The organism is Pseudoalteromonas sp. SG45-5 (assembly GCF_014164085.1).
GTDB lineage: Bacteria > Pseudomonadota > Gammaproteobacteria > Enterobacterales > Alteromonadaceae > Pseudoalteromonas > Pseudoalteromonas aliena.
Genome location: NZ_JACJEM010000011.1, coordinates 1 through 15,068, shown reverse-complemented (window position 1 = coordinate 15,068; position 15,068 = coordinate 1). Strand labels below are relative to the sequence as shown.

At 38.4% G+C, this 15,068-nt stretch carries 18 protein-coding genes; 3 read left to right on the top strand and 15 right to left on the bottom strand.

Annotated elements, in window-relative coordinates:
- The 14 genes from H5119_RS04990 to dapA all read right to left on the bottom strand — a co-directional run bounded on the left by H5119_RS04990 (window position 1) and on the right by dapA (window position 11,802).
- A complete protein-coding gene (locus H5119_RS04990) occupies window positions 1-2,241 on the bottom strand; it encodes a transporter (RefSeq protein WP_182701432.1) in 2,241 nt (746 codons plus the stop codon).
- Window positions 2,242-2,287: 46 nt separating this feature from the next.
- Window positions 2,288-2,797 (bottom strand): outer membrane lipoprotein carrier protein LolA, encoded by a 510-nt coding sequence (locus H5119_RS04985; RefSeq protein WP_182701431.1) that lies wholly within the window; start codon window positions 2,795-2,797, stop codon window positions 2,288-2,290.
- Window positions 2,798-2,821: 24 nt separating this feature from the next.
- Complete coding sequence (locus H5119_RS04980) at window positions 2,822-3,250, bottom strand: thioesterase family protein (RefSeq protein ID WP_077535180.1); 429 nt, start codon at window positions 3,248-3,250, stop codon at window positions 2,822-2,824.
- Window positions 3,243-4,787: a histidine ammonia-lyase gene (hutH, locus tag H5119_RS04975; protein WP_182701430.1), complete on the bottom strand. Its 1,545-nt coding sequence runs from the start codon at window positions 4,785-4,787 to the stop codon at window positions 3,243-3,245. The genes H5119_RS04980 and hutH overlap by 8 nt, the downstream gene beginning before the upstream one ends.
- Window positions 4,780-5,748 carry an acyltransferase gene (locus H5119_RS04970; RefSeq protein ID WP_182701429.1) on the bottom strand — a complete coding sequence of 323 codons (969 nt, stop codon included), beginning with the start codon at window positions 5,746-5,748 and terminating at the stop codon, window positions 4,780-4,782. Before H5119_RS04970 ends, hutH begins: the two co-directional genes overlap by 8 nt.
- Window positions 5,738-6,487: a glycosyltransferase family 2 protein gene (locus H5119_RS04965; protein WP_182701428.1), complete on the bottom strand. Its 750-nt coding sequence runs from the start codon at window positions 6,485-6,487 to the stop codon at window positions 5,738-5,740. Before H5119_RS04965 ends, H5119_RS04970 begins: the two co-directional genes overlap by 11 nt.
- Entirely contained in the window at window positions 6,480-6,845 is a 366-nt protein-coding gene (locus H5119_RS04960; RefSeq protein ID WP_182701427.1) for a thioester dehydrase, read from the bottom strand. The genes H5119_RS04965 and H5119_RS04960 overlap by 8 nt, the downstream gene beginning before the upstream one ends.
- A complete protein-coding gene (locus tag H5119_RS04955; RefSeq protein WP_182701426.1) occupies window positions 6,829-8,193 on the bottom strand; it encodes an AMP-binding protein in 1,365 nt (454 codons plus the stop codon). The genes H5119_RS04960 and H5119_RS04955 overlap by 17 nt, the downstream gene beginning before the upstream one ends.
- A complete protein-coding gene (locus H5119_RS04950; protein WP_259400088.1) occupies window positions 8,186-8,602 on the bottom strand; it encodes a hypothetical protein in 417 nt (138 codons plus the stop codon). The genes H5119_RS04955 and H5119_RS04950 overlap by 8 nt, the downstream gene beginning before the upstream one ends.
- 154 nt (window positions 8,603-8,756) lie before the next feature.
- Entirely contained in the window at window positions 8,757-9,002 is a 246-nt protein-coding gene (locus H5119_RS04945; protein ID WP_077535173.1) for an acyl carrier protein, read from the bottom strand.
- Between the two features lie 22 nt (window positions 9,003-9,024).
- Window positions 9,025-9,282 (bottom strand): phosphopantetheine-binding protein, encoded by a 258-nt coding sequence (locus tag H5119_RS04940; protein WP_138584449.1) that lies wholly within the window; start codon window positions 9,280-9,282, stop codon window positions 9,025-9,027.
- Complete coding sequence (locus H5119_RS04935) at window positions 9,279-10,061, bottom strand: 1-acyl-sn-glycerol-3-phosphate acyltransferase (RefSeq protein ID WP_077535171.1); 783 nt, start codon at window positions 10,059-10,061, stop codon at window positions 9,279-9,281. Before H5119_RS04935 ends, H5119_RS04940 begins: the two co-directional genes overlap by 4 nt.
- Window positions 10,054-10,767, bottom strand: coding sequence for a beta-ketoacyl synthase chain length factor (locus tag H5119_RS04930; protein WP_077535170.1), 714 nt, complete (start codon window positions 10,765-10,767; stop codon window positions 10,054-10,056). Before H5119_RS04930 ends, H5119_RS04935 begins: the two co-directional genes overlap by 8 nt.
- 117 nt (window positions 10,768-10,884) lie before the next feature.
- Entirely contained in the window at window positions 10,885-11,802 is a 918-nt protein-coding gene (dapA, locus tag H5119_RS04925) for a 4-hydroxy-tetrahydrodipicolinate synthase (RefSeq protein ID WP_182701424.1), read from the bottom strand.
- A gap of 173 nt (window positions 11,803-11,975) precedes the next feature.
- On the opposite strand from dapA, the gene H5119_RS04920 reads away from it, so the two are divergent.
- The 3 genes from H5119_RS04920 to H5119_RS04910 all read left to right on the top strand — a co-directional run bounded on the left by H5119_RS04920 (window position 11,976) and on the right by H5119_RS04910 (window position 14,290).
- Window positions 11,976-12,629: a DUF6058 family natural product biosynthesis protein gene (locus H5119_RS04920; RefSeq protein WP_182701423.1), complete on the top strand. Its 654-nt coding sequence runs from the start codon at window positions 11,976-11,978 to the stop codon at window positions 12,627-12,629.
- Window positions 12,630-12,702: 73 nt separating this feature from the next.
- Complete coding sequence (locus tag H5119_RS04915) at window positions 12,703-13,563, top strand: delta-class carbonic anhydrase (RefSeq protein ID WP_182701422.1); 861 nt, start codon at window positions 12,703-12,705, stop codon at window positions 13,561-13,563.
- A 136-nt stretch (window positions 13,564-13,699) separates the two neighbouring features.
- A complete protein-coding gene (locus H5119_RS04910) occupies window positions 13,700-14,290 on the top strand; it encodes an alpha-ketoglutarate-dependent dioxygenase AlkB (protein WP_182701421.1) in 591 nt (196 codons plus the stop codon).
- Window positions 14,291-14,397: 107 nt separating this feature from the next.
- On the opposite strand, the gene H5119_RS04905 is transcribed toward H5119_RS04910, so the two are convergent.
- Window positions 14,398-14,802 (bottom strand): hypothetical protein, encoded by a 405-nt coding sequence (locus H5119_RS04905; RefSeq protein ID WP_182701420.1) that lies wholly within the window; start codon window positions 14,800-14,802, stop codon window positions 14,398-14,400.
- Window positions 14,803-15,068 lie beyond the last annotated feature (266 nt).

The following is a 15,068-nucleotide window of genomic DNA, read 5'->3' as shown; positions in this document are numbered from 1 at the left end:
TTATAGTTCCTTTTGAGGCTTTAAAACACTTAGCGGTGATAAAAAGTAAATAGCTAAGATCCCAACCATTACACTCAGCCCAAAGCTAAAAATAGCAGGGGTTTCAGAGGCACTCAGCATGCCAAATACCCACATTGATGATGCTGCAGATAAACTAATCGCCAGTACATTTTTGGGCTCTAACTTATTTATTTGATAAAAAACGAGATAATCAATTGCTAAAGCAATAACAAGTAATGCACCGAGCAAATTAAATAACGACAAGCTACCTTGAATTACGTTACATATCCAGAGCATGCTCAACACCACAACAGATAAAATGGTTACTTGCAGAAGCGCTATCTTAATCGTAAACCGCCAGCTAAATAGCAGCCAGCTGATCAGACCCGCGAGCACCAAGCTTAATAGCAAATATTCGCGGTAGTCACTTAATAAAGCACTAATTTGTTGAGGTTTGTTATAAATATAAACACCTTTGCTTTTTTCAACTTCATTAATTAATTGATCAGATGAAATACCCGAAATAGACATCCATGTTATCGATTGACTTGGCTCAACAACCATTTGAGAAAGTAGTAACGGTTTAAATGTACTCGCGACGAGTGTTTCATAAGTGATTAACGGTGATTTTGTGCTTTCTAGTGCTTGCCCTGTAATGCGCTCTGCAATATCCAAAGTCCCTTTGTTTTTAGCCTGTTCAAACACAGCCTGATTATCGCCCTGTCTTTGTAAACTAGGCAACCAATGGCTAATGCTATTATGTTTAAAATTTGGGTTTAGTTGGGTTAAGCGTTTTAAAAATTGTTCTTGTTTTTGTAAAAGCGCTTCGTCGCTATTTGCAAACATAAAAACAATTTGGCTGTTCCATTGTCCAAGTAATAACAAATGCTTTTTTTCGTTTAGCATTAAGTGATCGGAGCTTGCATTTAATAGCTTTACATCATCATTAAAGCTAATTGGTTTAATTAAAAATAACGCACTGATAAAGGCCAGTAATGTAATAAGTATTGGTGTTTTTAGGTGGTTACAATATTCAAAAACATTGATGAGTTTTTTACTCATCAATAGGCTAGAAGGCGATAACGTGAGCGTAGATTGCCATAATGGCAAAACTAACACGGTAAATAGCCATGCACTGACCAAACCTGCAATAACAAACACCCCAACTTGAGACAATAACGTCAGTGGCGCACCGAGCAAGCAGCAATAACCTAGCGTAGTAGTAATAAGAGACAGTAAAAGCGCAGATTGTGTCCCTTTACTGTAACCTTTTTCATGCTCTTTTTTTGCTAAATCAGTCATACCATGAAAAGCATAATCAATGGCAATACCAATCAAGGTAACTGCAAAAACAAGCGTTAATAAATGAATAGTATTAAACAGCAACACCATAGCAATAGCGCCACCAATAAGTGCACTCAGTACGGTAAAGCTTGCTAATAAAATACTGTTTAAACGCCTAAATACCCAAAATACCATAGCAATAAGGGCTAATAAGCTAATGCAACCAAACAGGCTCATCTCGTATTTTGCTTGTTTAGCATTTTCAGCCGTATGAAATAGCACACCAGAATAAGTCATGGTTAAATTTGGATAGGCTTCGTTAAGCGCGCTTATTTTTTTTAATATAGCTTCGGCTAGCTCAATTGACTTATTCACGCCTAAATTTTCAGGCGCTAAATTTGCCAAAATAATACGATGTTCAACGCCTCTTAAACGTCGAGTCAAACGGCCTCGTTTAAGGGTAAACAGTTGGCTTTGTTTTAAGTTATCTTCTATGAATGCTGCTAAGCTCAAACTTATATCTTTGCTTAAGGTAGCACTTACAAAAGGGTTTCCTAGCTGGTTTAATTGCTCAAGGTAATAATGTTCAAACGTTGTTTTGTTGCTTAATGTTTGCTTGTAAGTATCACTTAATAACGCATGTTTGAAAGGTGAGAATGTTTGCGCTAGATCGTTAACGGATGGGAAGTTAAATGTGCTTTTAATTGCATTATCGTCAAGCCATTTTTGGAAATCATCAAATGCTTTATTTTTATTATTTCCTGCAAACGAGAACATAATACGGTTAGCATTTTGTTGAAAAAAAACATCTTCCGCATAGGCAATTCGAGAGTGTGATTTTGGTAACAAGCTAAACATATCGGCACTAAACGTTGGTTTAGACAGCCAAAAAGCCGCAGCAAAAAGTAAAACTAAACTGCTAAACCACCCAACAATAACGGTAATTCGTTTTGTCACTGCACTATTCCCTTAATTAACCACTGCATTATTTAAAAACATAATTTTATTTGGAATAAGTAAACTCAATTTTTGTGTTATTTCCTGAGTGCTCATTTAATGTAATACTGCTCACTTGCTTGTCACTCTCACATAAAACAAAATCACTAAACAACTGCTTTAATAACGCTTCTTTTGGCGCTAATTTTGTGCAACTATCTTGTGTTTTAATGATATTAAAACGTGTTTCCAACGCACTCATATTTACGCTGAGTAAGTCACTCAGTAACCCTACAAATTGCTCGCTACCTGGTTGTGGTACTAGTTCACCATTTGCACCTTGTGCAAGTATTTGGCCGTTTTCTATCACGAGCTTACTCTCAACAGGCGTTTTTACATCCCAAATGAGCTTTTCGTCAATTAACGAAAAAACACCAGACGAAATAAAAGGCTTAGCAAATCCGTTAAATTGCTTATATTGCTTAAACTCACCTTTAATTGGTGCTGCATTTACTACAGAACAAAATAGTAAAAAGCTAATGGCTAAACTCAATGTAAAACATGTTAAAAAATTCATTTGCATCGCCTATAAAATCAAAGCTTAATTCAAAACCGCTTTTAACTTATCAAATAAAATTGCGGGTGATTCAAATTGCATTTCTTTAGAGCTTAATTCAACTGCAACTTGCGTCGTTGACGCTTTAGTTATACGTTTATTGGTTAACGCATCAGTAATAACGTAGTCAATTCTCAGTCTATTTTCGTATTCTTTTAAATAAGCGGCGACTTTAATTTTTTGCGTAAATACAGCCGAAGCAACATACTTAATCTGCATATCAACAATAGGCCACGCATAACCCGACTCATGCATTTGTAAATAGTCATAGTCAAATAAACGCAGCAACTCACAACGCGCCACTTCTAAATAACGTGGGTAATTACCATGCCATACCACGTTCATAGGATCGCAATCATGAAACGGAATTTCAATTTCTACCACATGCGTTAATAATGCACCTTTACTATTCATACAACGCCCAACGCTTGGCTTGAATATACCCTATTGTTTGCCTTAGCACGGCTTCCATTGGTCTATCCTCAGTGAGGTTTTCAAAGTAATCCGTTATATCGGTATACATGTTTTGCATATCTTGCGTTAAAGTCGAAAACTCAAGATCGCCTTGTTTTATACGTAATCTAACACCTTGAATACTCGCTAATAACGTACTTGCTAATACTTGCTCCGTGAGTTGTAAAATACGTAAACAATCGCGAGACGCAATAGTGCCCATACTCACTTTATCTTGATTATGGCACTCAGTAGAGCGAGAGAAAACGCTGGCCGGCATGGTTAGTTTTAATGCCTCTGCTGTGTAAGCACTACAGCCAATTTGAACCGCTTTAAAACCATGATTAATATAACGGCGCTCTGGTGCACTATCCGATAGATTTGAAGGTAGCCCATTGTTGTACTTAGTATCAACCAAAGAAGCGATTTGTCTGTCTGCTAAATCAGCAAGGTTTGCAACGGCTGTTTTCATGCTATCCATTGCCATTGCAATGTGGCCACCGTAAAAATGCCCGCCGTGTAATACATGCTCACCTTGGCCATCAATAATTGGATTATCGTTTGCAGAGTTAAGCTCGTTTTCTATCATATGTCTAAAAAACGGCAGGCTGTCTTGCAGCACACCAATAACATGCGGTGCACAGCGGATTGAATACCTATCTTGAAGCCTATCTGCATTACGAGGGTGATCATGATGGTTTAAATCACCTCTGATCCAACGCGCAATTTGTTGCTGTCCTAGATGTGGCTTAACTGAAAATAATATCTCATCAAAATGGTGGCTATTTCCTTTAAGCGCTAAGCTTGATAATGCCGTAATACGGCTCGCCAATTTAGCTAAGTAATTGGCCCTATCAAATGCTAAACACGCTAATGCAGTCATTACCGCTGTGCCATTCATAACGGCAAGACCTTCTTTTGGCCTTAGAGTAAGTGGTTCTAAGCCAACTTCTTTCATAACCTCGGCACTTTTACGTACTTGGTCTTTATAAAACACATCACGCTCGCCTACCATCGCACCTGCCACATACGATAACGGCGTTAAGTCACCGCTGGCACCTACTGACCCTTCTTGTGGGATCACGGGAACGATATCGTTATTCAAATAATCTTTAAGTAGGTGTAGCATTTCCCAGCTAATACCAGAGTAGCCTTGTGAAAGTGACGTTAAACGGGTCGCTAAAATTGCGCGCCCTTGTACTTTATTAAATACATCCCCAAGTCCACAGCCGTGAAAGCGCGTTAAATGCAGAGGCAATTCATCAACTAAATCAAGCGGTACAGCCACCGTTACAGAGTCACCATAACCAGTTGTAACGCCATAAATTACGCCATCTTCTTTTAACAGTGTGTCTAAAAAATGCAAAGCGCTATTAATTTTAACGCTAAAAGTTTCACAGCTATTTAATTGCACTTGTGTTTCATTAAAGGCAACTCGAACAATATCTTCAATTGATAATCGCTGATTGCCAAAAAGCTGTATATTTTGCTCAGTCACACTTATTCTCCATTGATTGATCGCGCACTACCTGCTGATCATTTTTCCAAAAATCGTAAAAATTAAACCACTGATAAGGGTATAAAGCTGCGTAATAACTCAAACGCTGTGCATAGTCAGTAATAACAAGTGTGAGCGCCTGCTGTCGCTCTCGCCGAGGCATTTTTAATGATTGGCTGTAATGTTCAAATATCACTTGATACTTTTTGCTTTTTTTATCTTTTAAGCAAAACAAAAAGTAAACGGGGCAATCAAGCAGCGCGGCTAATATAAAAGGCCCCTGTGAAAATGGAGCATTCTTACCTAAAAATGGCACCTGTACCGACCGAGAAGCCGTTGTTGTGCTTGTTCTGTCGCCAACAATAACGATTATTTCACCCTGCCCTACTTTTTCTTTTAGTAAAATAGCTAAGTCAGGCCCCATATCAGTCACTTGTATTAAGTTAACCGACACATCTGGGTTAATCTTTTTAAGCATTTTATTAAATTCAACAGCGTGATGAGTAAACACCAATACATTTATTTTTTTACCGCTGCGATGCTGACTCAGTGCCCTGCACACTTCTAAGTTGCCCAGATGTGAGCCTATAAAAATAGCCCCTTGGTCTTGCTCATCTAATTCAGCAAATAAATGCTCATTAGTGTATTTAATATCACGTTGGGTTATTAGCCCAAGCCAAGCATCAATTTTATCTAATGCGCTATCGGCAAAGCTACAAAAGTGCATTAATTGCATTTTAAACGTAACAGGTTGTTTGCAGCCGTGGTAAACATTAACTTGCGCTAAAAACGCTTTAGATGCTGTACGTGCTACTTTTCCTGTTAAAAAAAGATAAAACACCACAGGAAACAAAATAACCCACAGCCCTTTACGACCCAGTAACTTATGAGCAAATAACAGTATTTGAATACCCAAAAAGTTACCACGCTCTTGCATTTTAGACCAATGTTTAGCGGCCATAATGTCTCTTTAATTTATGCCAAATTAACACAGGAGAGCGAATCAACATGCCAAAAAACAAGCGAGTGTGTAACCACGAAATACGCACGTTATCGTGTAATGGCTGAAAATGAGAAAGCCCGTTTTCGGGGTAAATTACTTGGCTAGGTAAAAATACAAAAGGCACATTGCGCCAATATAAACGCACTAAAATCTCGGGATCAAAATCCATGCGTTTGCCAAGTGCTACCTCTTCAATTAATTTTGTACTTTGCTCAAGCGGATACACTCTAAAGCCACACATCGAATCGACGATTGTAAAACTTAACGTTTCAATCCATATCCATACATGCGTTAAGTAACGTGCTAAATAGCGGTGTTTAGGCACTGAATCATCATATATTGGGCAACAGCTTATAAGTGCTTCAGGCTGAGCGTTTGAAAGTGCCATTAGTTTTTTAATATCAGCTAAATCATGTTGCCCATCTGCATCAACCTGTATCGCATGCGAAAGACCTTGTTTATGCGCATGCTTTAAGCCTGTTTGTACCGCGCCGCCTTTGCCTTGGTTATCGTCGTGGGTAACCACACTCAACTGCGCGTATTTTGTATTAAGGTGACTGAACACATTTTTAGCTTCGGCGTTGCTTGCGTCATCAACCATAATAATTGGCACGTTAAGTTGCGACAATTGGCTCAGTACATCATCAATAACCGTAATGTGATTATAATTTGGAATAACTATACAAAAACTATTCATTTATCAGGCTATCAAAAATAATACGCCCAGAGGCGTGTTGACCTTTAGCTGAATGATACGAAAAGGTGTATTTATTCTCAGCTTTTTGCTGAAGTAATAACTCGATTTTTATACCTGGGGTAATCACCACCTGAAACTTTAATACTTCAACATTTTTAACTGCCTGCTGAACATTATAATATTTACAAATTGCGGCTACCGCCCAGTCTAATTGCACAACACCTGCGAGTATTGGGCCATCCGTAAAGTGTCCTTTGAAATAATCTAAATCATGGGGGACTAATAAACTGAGCGTGTAACTATTATCTGTTTTTTCATAAGTAAGTAAATCAGGCTGCGTTTTAATCAACTTTTTCAAAAAGACACTCCAGCACTTTTAAGTTTAATTTAGCTTGTGAGTTATAAGGTAACTGCTCTACAAAGCGCCATTTTTTGGGAGTACAAATACGTTCAAAACGCACCAAAGCATGCGCTTTGAGTAGATTATTAGTTGCTAATTTCCCATCACTATTAAAAAACATCTGCCCCTTTTGAGTGAGTACAATAATAGCGCCTACAATTAACCGTTCACCAGGTAAAGCAATCACTTTAGCTTCACTGACCCATTCACTTGTACATAAGTGTTGCTCTAGCTCATCTAGGCTTAATCGCTTTTCTTCTAATTTTATAATCCGGTCAAACCGGCCTAGTAATCTAAATTGGCCATTTTGAAATACTTCTCCTCTATCGTCCAAAGGATAATTTTTATCGTGCACCAATGGCGAGCTCAATACCAGGCGCTGATCGTTTTGCGCCCTTACTTGAATACCCGGAAATGGCTGCCAAAAGCTAACTTTATCGAGTGAAGTAACTTGTCGATATGCTATTCCGCCGGTTTCTGTACTACCAAAAACTTGTGTAACAGGCTTATTTAATTGCTTATATAGTGATACTGCATCTTCATCGAGTAATGGCCCACCTGATGAAAAAATCCATTGTAAATGCGCTTTTTCATCCACCAGCACATTGTCAATACACAAACGTTTTAATTGTGCAGGGCTTGAAACAAGTACCACTTTTTTAAACGACTTTAACTTTGTTGCTATGTGCTCTGGGTAATGCAGTAATTCGGTATTAACAACATGCCCCGTACTCAGGGGCCACAACAATCTAAACAGTAAACCGTATATATGTTGATGTGATACGCTCGCTATAAATACCGGCTCATCGATAAGCGTATAGCTATTGATGAGTGTGTTTAATTCTTTATTAATTACCTGCCACGTTTTTACAATTGGCTTAGCTTTACCCGATGATCCGGAAGTATAAAAAACGATCGTGCCTTCTTCTGGCCATTTTAGTTTCTCAACAGATACAAAATCAGATTGTTTGCTCAAAGTGCTAATATCTAAAAAGTCAGCTTCAAGGTTAGTTACTATCTCAGAATCACCAATAAAATAAGGGGTTTGTTTTAGTAAGGCGTTTAACGTTGCGGGTTGCCCATTAGGCGGTAAAATGACGGTACACTCACTTAGTGATAATGCAAATAAAGACACCGCAAACGTGTAAGTATCCGTACTATACAAAACAACGGATGAAGCGCGCTTTAGAGTGGAGAGTTTGGCAAAAACCTCATTTACATCATTAACAAATTGACGTTCTGAAATTTCATTATCGGTGTGGTTAAAACATGCTCTTAAACCACTACTTTGAAAAACATTAAACACCGGGATTCCTTTTTACTCTTTGCCTTACTAGCCACTCTATGGCAAATAACGTTCCCATCGCTAAATACGCAGCAAAACCATTATAAAACGCCCATGTTTCTAGACTACTAAAAATACTGGTGTATAAAGCAATGCCGCCGTTTACTACAAAAAAAAGGCACCAAAGTAGCGTTACTTTTTTTGTGTAAATAACACCATTTTCATCAAGTGCTGGCTCAGTAATTCGCGCAAAAGTTTCGATAATTGAGGGCCCTTTATACAAGGAGTAGGCAAACACAATTAACATAACTACATTAATGATTACAGGATATAAGCGCAGCCCTAGGTCACTGCCCACTGTTTTAGAAATCAAAATTGTAATGACTGCTAATAATGTAGCAGGCTTTAACCACGGCATTTTATCAAACAAGGCTCTGCTAAACCAAAGTCTTAAACCAAGTAAAAACAGCAGTACTATCGTAATAATATGACTATTAAAGCGCGTAAGACCTACATACACAATCAAAGGGTAGCACGCGAGGCAAATCATGATTAACGTTGTTAGCACTGCCTTTTGCATAGTATTAGTTAACCAACTTTTCTATTTCAGTCACTATGTCTTGCACTGTACGCACTTGTTTAAATGCATCCGGCTCAATTTTTTTGCCTGTGATTTCTCTTAATTTAACAACTAAATCGACCGCATCAATGCTGTCTAAATCAAGATCTTGATATAGGTTAGCCTCTAAGCTAATATCTTGTGGGTCTATTTCAAATTCGTTTTCTAAAATGCCGTGTAATACATCATAAATTTCAGCAGCGGTTTTCATTTTCTTTCCTACATTGTATAAATTAAGAACGAGTTTGTTCGATAAATTCAGCTAAAGAATTAACTGACGCAAAGTGTGCTTTAGTTTGCTCTGAGTTTGCATCTATTTTCACATCAAACTGCTTTTTTATTGCAAGGCCAAGCTCTAACGCGTCAATACTGTCTAAACCTAAACCATCTACAAATAAAGCGTCATCATCCTTAATATCAGCGGTGGTCATATCTTCAAGATCAAGGCTTGAAATGATCAGTTGTTTTATTTGTTCTTTTAATTCGCTCATATGTAATTTAACTCTTGTGTAAAGTAATGTTGTAAATCTTTAGTCAATTGACGCGATTGCATTGCTGGCGAATCGTTGTCGTAAGCAGTACGATTAAACGGTTTGCTCGCAAGCGCCATAGAAAAATGTGCCTGAAGTGATGCAACCTTGTACCAAGGTGTCCCTTTCGTTAAGGTACTTGGTTTCATATGTATCAAAAAAGCAGTGATAGGTGCATTACACCTAATCGCAATATTTGCTGCACCACGTTTAAACTTTAATGCTTTTTGGGACTCTGTACGTGTTCCTTCAGGAAATACAATTAAGTTATTGCCTTTTTTTAAGCTTTGCTCGCATTCTCTTAACAGCTCTTGAGGATCGTCATTGCTTATGTAGCCCGCACTTTTGATCACACCTCGCATGAAAGGGTTTTTAAATAAATGTGCTTTAACGACGCAATCTGCGTTTTTTATTACCGAAATTAAAACAACGACATCTATTAAAGAAGGATGATTTGCCAAAATCAGTTGGCCTTTTAAGCGCTCTATTAAAACTTTATCTTTAACATGAAAGCGAATAACACCTGTTGCATGCATTAAACTTACAAAAAATTTAAAACAAAAGTGTACCGTTTTGCGTGCGTTATACTTTTGTTTGCTGCGGTCACTTTCAAATAAACGTTGAGCAGGAAAAACCACACAGGCAAGTGCTAACCCCCCGAGCCCAAATATTGAAAAGCAAAACGCAGTAGCAATTACCCGCCATGCGAGTCCACAGGCTCTCAATGCACTGTTAAGCATGGTAAGTAAGCTGCCAATCGTGTTTAAGGGCGCTATGAACAAGTAACGCACTATTGTGCTCATGCAAAGCTCTTGCACATTGAATACTTAATGGTAACTTATTGTTATTTTTGTGTGTATTAAGTATTTTTTGCAAACTAAAATGTGCTTCACCCTCATTTGCTGCACGAATTACTAATGCAATTGAATGTGCTATTTGTTCTTCATCTGCGTATTGGCTATAAATTTCAGGCAGCATCTCGTCCGTATGCACGATTAATATTTTTTGCTGTTCACAATCAATAAGTCGAGCATAGCCATCAATTAATGCATAAATAAAGCTTTCTGTCCCCGCAGCAACGGATGTTGAGGCACTTGTATTGCCTTGTATTATGCTAAAAAGCCCTGACGCCGCATTGTGCACACTTAATCCAAAACCGGTTGGTGACAAAGGCTGATTATTAACTATATCAACCAGTAAATTCGCTGTTTTATGAAAGTCCCCATGACGAGACGAAAAAACACTCGGTAAATTAACGTAATTCCCCTTAGCGCTAACTTGGTAAGCGGTATTGAGCGTCATTTTGATAAAAGGAGTCATTCGGCGTCGCTGCATCGCAGGCACCCAACTTAAATCGAATACTGAGGAGTCAAACCAAGTACTTTTTTTTATTTGTCGCTGTTCCGGCTTTATCCATATAGCGAGTTTTTCAACAACAAATTTCACAGATAGGGGTATTTTATTAATTACAAGGGCGGGAATTTTACCGACATTAGCAATAAAAGTAAATAATCATCAAATAAAAGCCAGCAACTAATAATTATTCAGTGCTGGCTCATATTACTAAGAAAGTAGAGCAATATTTTTTATATCTATAAAGTCAGCTTTGCCGCCTACTACATCACTTTCGTTAAGTTGATTTATTAATGGTAAACCGATTTTTTGTTGCTCATCGCTAAGCGGTAAATACGGTAATCTAAATACGGGTTTTACAGCCCCTGTCATCATCAACGCGGTATTGATTGCTATTGGGTTTGGCTCGCAGAACAACCAGTTCATTAATGGTTGTAGCGAAGCATTTAACGTATCATTTTTTGTATCCATTAACTCACGGAACAAGCCAGGAATAAGGTTAGATGTAACCGATATAACACCGTGCGCTTTGTGAATGTGGCGTGCATCGTGGCTTTCGTCATCGTTACCCGACCAACATGCTATACCTTGTTGCTCATAATGGGCAATACGCTCATTACCACCACATTCTTTAACACCAATAAAATACTCGTGCTTAGCAAGTGGTTCTATTATGTCTGGCGTTAAATCTTGCCCTGTGCGCCCTGCCACGTTGTAAATAAAGGCTGGACCAATATCAAGCACACGCTTAAAGTGCTCTTTAACACCCGCAATAGACGTGCGACCGTAATATGGGTTAATTTGCAGTGCCGCATCCATACCGCTGGCAAAGCCATATTTTGTTGCTTTAATCGCTTCACGCGTGTTGTTACTACCGGTATTACCAACAATAACCAGTTTGTCACCGTACTTGTTTGCACTGTGCGCTATAAGCATTAAATGCTCTTCCCAGTTCATTAACTGGCCTTCGCCTGTTGTACCACCTACTACAATCCCATCAACGCCCGCTGCAATTTGTATTTCAACGAGTTCATCGTATTTTACTAGGTCTATTTCACCATCTGCTAAGTATGGCGTTTTAATCGCTGTAATAAGGCTTGCTTGTTTAATTTGCTCTAGGGTGCGCATAAAAATTCATTATTTATAAAACTTGCGCTATTTGTAACATACTTGCCGATATTTTTGGAGGTGTAAGCCTACATTTAATTATAAAATCTCTTGTGTTATTGAGTTTGGTAATACAAAATGAATAACTGTATATATAAACAGTGCTTTTTATTTTTAACAATACCAGAGGCTTTATGCGTTTATCTGACTACTTAGCAACTCATTTTTATAATACCGATGAACTATGCCAAGCATTAAATATAGATGCAGACATGCTTTTAGCGTGGCAAGAGTGCAGCGTTTTCCCCAAACCAAGCTATTGCATTAAAAGTCAGCTGAGTTGTAGCTCATATTCAGGTTTGTATGAATGCGAAGAGTATGACGATTACTACCCCCGAGGTTGTGTAAATTGGGGGCAAGGCTTACTAAAACAAAAAATAGAGTCATCGAGTCATGCTTTTAATTACTTTGCACAACAATACACCGCCAGCTTAACAAAACTAGCTCAACAAGGGTTCAAGTTTAGCGAAGAATTATTTGGCTGCGAAATAGACGAGCATTTACAACAAGTGTGGCAACAGTTTTTGTGCAGCAAGTACGGCGTACTTACCCAAAACGGACTAATTGACGAAATAGTATCGGTTGATATTGGTAGGCTCGTTGTTGACGATATTACTGAACTGCGTAGTAAAGCAAGTTTAGATCAGGACGAACGTACTCAGTTACACCCTGCTATGAAGCTTTTAAACCGCGTATTAAGTCATGGCGCCGATCATGAAAAGCAAAGTACATTGCGCACTCGCTATATCGACGCCCTCGTTTTAAAATACGATTTATCTATTAAATAGTTCTTATTTTACAAGAAATTAGATCTGCTAATTAAATGATCACGTAGTAAATAACTTTACAGGCACTAACTAAATGACACTAAAAGTAAAAATAAGCTTAATTTCTGCTGCACTAACCCTCCTTTCTTTTAATACCGTTGCTAAGGCTAACCATGAAAGCGTGAGTGACAATGTCCTAAAAATGCAGCGCGCAGCACTTGCTAAAAATACAGAAAACAAAGGTTTTGGACCGCAGTCACCACGTAATATTGATAACCTTACTGGCGAAAACATCGTCGTTTTTTCGCCATCCCCTGCCTCATCACAGATGAACTTATGTAATATCCATTTTCATAAAAACGCAGAGCATGCCGGTGGGGAATTTAGTAAATATGCTGGTAATGGCGACGGAAAAGGGTTTCAAAGTGGTTATTTGTATTCAGGTGTTTTAACTAAAAACGAGAGTAAATCTATAAAAGCACAGATTTGTCCAAGTATCCACGGTGCACTTTCAGTTGGCGATACTATTGAAGTGCATAACGTTCATACATCAGCAATAGTTAAACCTGGCCCTACACTGGGTAGTTGTTTGAGTGATTCGATTAAAAATCCGCAACTACGTGTTGAAGCGCAAGTATACGTATTAGTAAACGATGCTAACGCACTTGATTTTACTGAAATAAGTACTGTGTCATCTGTTAATGGTTACTATCAAGCGATTGCTACACCTACAAATACGGGTGAACCTGTTGTTTATAGCGGCTCAACTACTGGCCCTAGTTACAACGAAACTGGCTCTCCTTTTCAAGTAACATGGTCAGTTAAACCAAAAGTGGCTAAAGTAGATATAAACAGCATTAGCAAATGGTGTGAAAGTAACACCTTTAACGAAGATCATGCTCATGGCGTGCGTAATCTAGTTACAAACCCAGCATTACTCTCTATCATTCAATAACTTAAATTAAGTGATAGACAAACAGCCCGCCAGTTGGTGGGCTGTATTATTAATTTTAGAGCAAATATTGCGTTTAATGAGCTAAAAGCGACTAGGCTCAGATTAGAATAAGTATTACCATGAAAGGAATTAATAAATGAAGCTGCCACTAAGTTGCGATGCGTCTTACCATTCACAGTTTATGCCTCGCTCACAAAGTACTGCCATATATGAGTGGTTAATATCACATTGTAATCTGAATGAGCCTGAATTTATGCAAATGCCTGATGGCAGTAAAATACGTATTTTCCCTTGGCGAATGATTTTTTTAGACCCGAAATTAGAACAATCCCAGCTTTTTCCTTCATATCATGGTCGTCACAGTGCTTGGTTCCCTCTTTTAGGCCAATTACAACAGCAAATAACTGATCTTACGGGTGTCGAATTTAGTGTGGCGGTGTGCCTTTATTACCCAGACGGAGAAGAAAGCTTAAGCTTTCATAGTGATCTACCCGCGTTTGGCCCTACAGATATTATTGCGTCAATAAGTTTAGGTGCAGAGCGCGAATTTTTAATCCGCAGCCAAAGTAACACTCAAGAGCAGCATAGTCTCACGCTAGAAGATGGCTCACTCCTTATCATGGGCCAAGGATTTCAAGATAACTACCAACACGCTCTAGCGAGTGCGCATAAAGCAACCCGTCCAAGATTTAACATCTCATTTAGGCAATTTGCTTGGCCTGTTTAGCCATAAGCACTTACTATTTAACCTGAACTCTGGATAATAAATCTATCTCGGGCCGCGATTAAATCCCTCTAGATTGAAAAATTTCAATCTACAAAGATCAACACGCCCTAAGTATCAATAGATTTGAGCGAGCGTAAAAAGAGCCCTAAGCCACCAAACGCTAAAACTATAATAACAATCAAATCGAACGAGGTCATAGTACACATACTAAATCGAACACTCGATATTACGCCAAATATTAATGCGCTTAACGAGCCAAAGGATAGTAACCACCCTAAAATATTTTTAGAATTATAAAAAATTAACCCTACTCCAAAAATAAACGGGATCATTACCATACCGCCAGTAACGCCAAAGCCACCTAAAGCACTAACACTGTAAATACGCGAACTAAGCCCAAAATTAGAGGTCACCGAAATTGCGTTTAGCAGCATATAAAAGCCACCGCACATCATAATTAGACCAATAAAAAAATGCCCAATACCACCAGAGCTTCCACCTGCACCTTTCATTATTACGACCTTTATATTAATAGTTTATTTATACAACTGATTATCAAATAGAGCATATTTTGATGCAGCTTTAACACCTGCTGTATTGTATATTTAACACTTTTTGTACTAGGGTCTGTTGATCTTTGCGGATTAAAATTCGTTCAAACTAGGGGCTATTTAATCGCGGCGCGAGATTTGTAACCTAGTGGGCTAAGTAAAAACCGAGCAACAAAGAGTAAATAGCCCCTAGGAAGAACCCTTTGGGCAGCGCCTGTTTGGCATTA

Bases quoted from the DNA above. Each gene is read 5' to 3' on its own strand.
- H5119_RS04985 (WP_182701431.1), bottom strand. From the start codon at position 2,797: ATGAATTTTTTAACATGTTTTACATTGAGTTTAGCCATTAGCTTTTTA.
- H5119_RS04980 (WP_077535180.1), bottom strand. From the start codon at position 3,250: ATGAATAGTAAAGGTGCATTATTAACGCATGTGGTAGAAATTGAAATT.
- H5119_RS04970 (WP_182701429.1), bottom strand. From the start codon at position 5,748: ATGGCCGCTAAACATTGGTCTAAAATGCAAGAGCGTGGTAACTTTTTG.
- H5119_RS04965 (WP_182701428.1), bottom strand. From the start codon at position 6,487: ATGAATAGTTTTTGTATAGTTATTCCAAATTATAATCACATTACGGTT.
- H5119_RS04945 (WP_077535173.1), bottom strand. From the start codon at position 9,002: ATGAAAACCGCTGCTGAAATTTATGATGTATTACACGGCATTTTAGAA.
- H5119_RS04940 (WP_138584449.1), bottom strand. From the start codon at position 9,282: ATGAGCGAATTAAAAGAACAAATAAAACAACTGATCATTTCAAGCCTT.
- H5119_RS04935 (WP_077535171.1), bottom strand. From the start codon at position 10,061: ATGCTTAACAGTGCATTGAGAGCCTGTGGACTCGCATGGCGGGTAATT.
- dapA (WP_182701424.1), bottom strand. From the start codon at position 11,802: ATGCGCACCCTAGAGCAAATTAAACAAGCAAGCCTTATTACAGCGATT.
- H5119_RS04920 (WP_182701423.1), top strand. From the start codon at position 11,976: ATGCGTTTATCTGACTACTTAGCAACTCATTTTTATAATACCGATGAA.
- H5119_RS04915 (WP_182701422.1), top strand. From the start codon at position 12,703: ATGACACTAAAAGTAAAAATAAGCTTAATTTCTGCTGCACTAACCCTC.
- H5119_RS04910 (WP_182701421.1), top strand. From the start codon at position 13,700: ATGAAGCTGCCACTAAGTTGCGATGCGTCTTACCATTCACAGTTTATG.
- H5119_RS04905 (WP_182701420.1), bottom strand. From the start codon at position 14,802: ATGAAAGGTGCAGGTGGAAGCTCTGGTGGTATTGGGCATTTTTTTATT.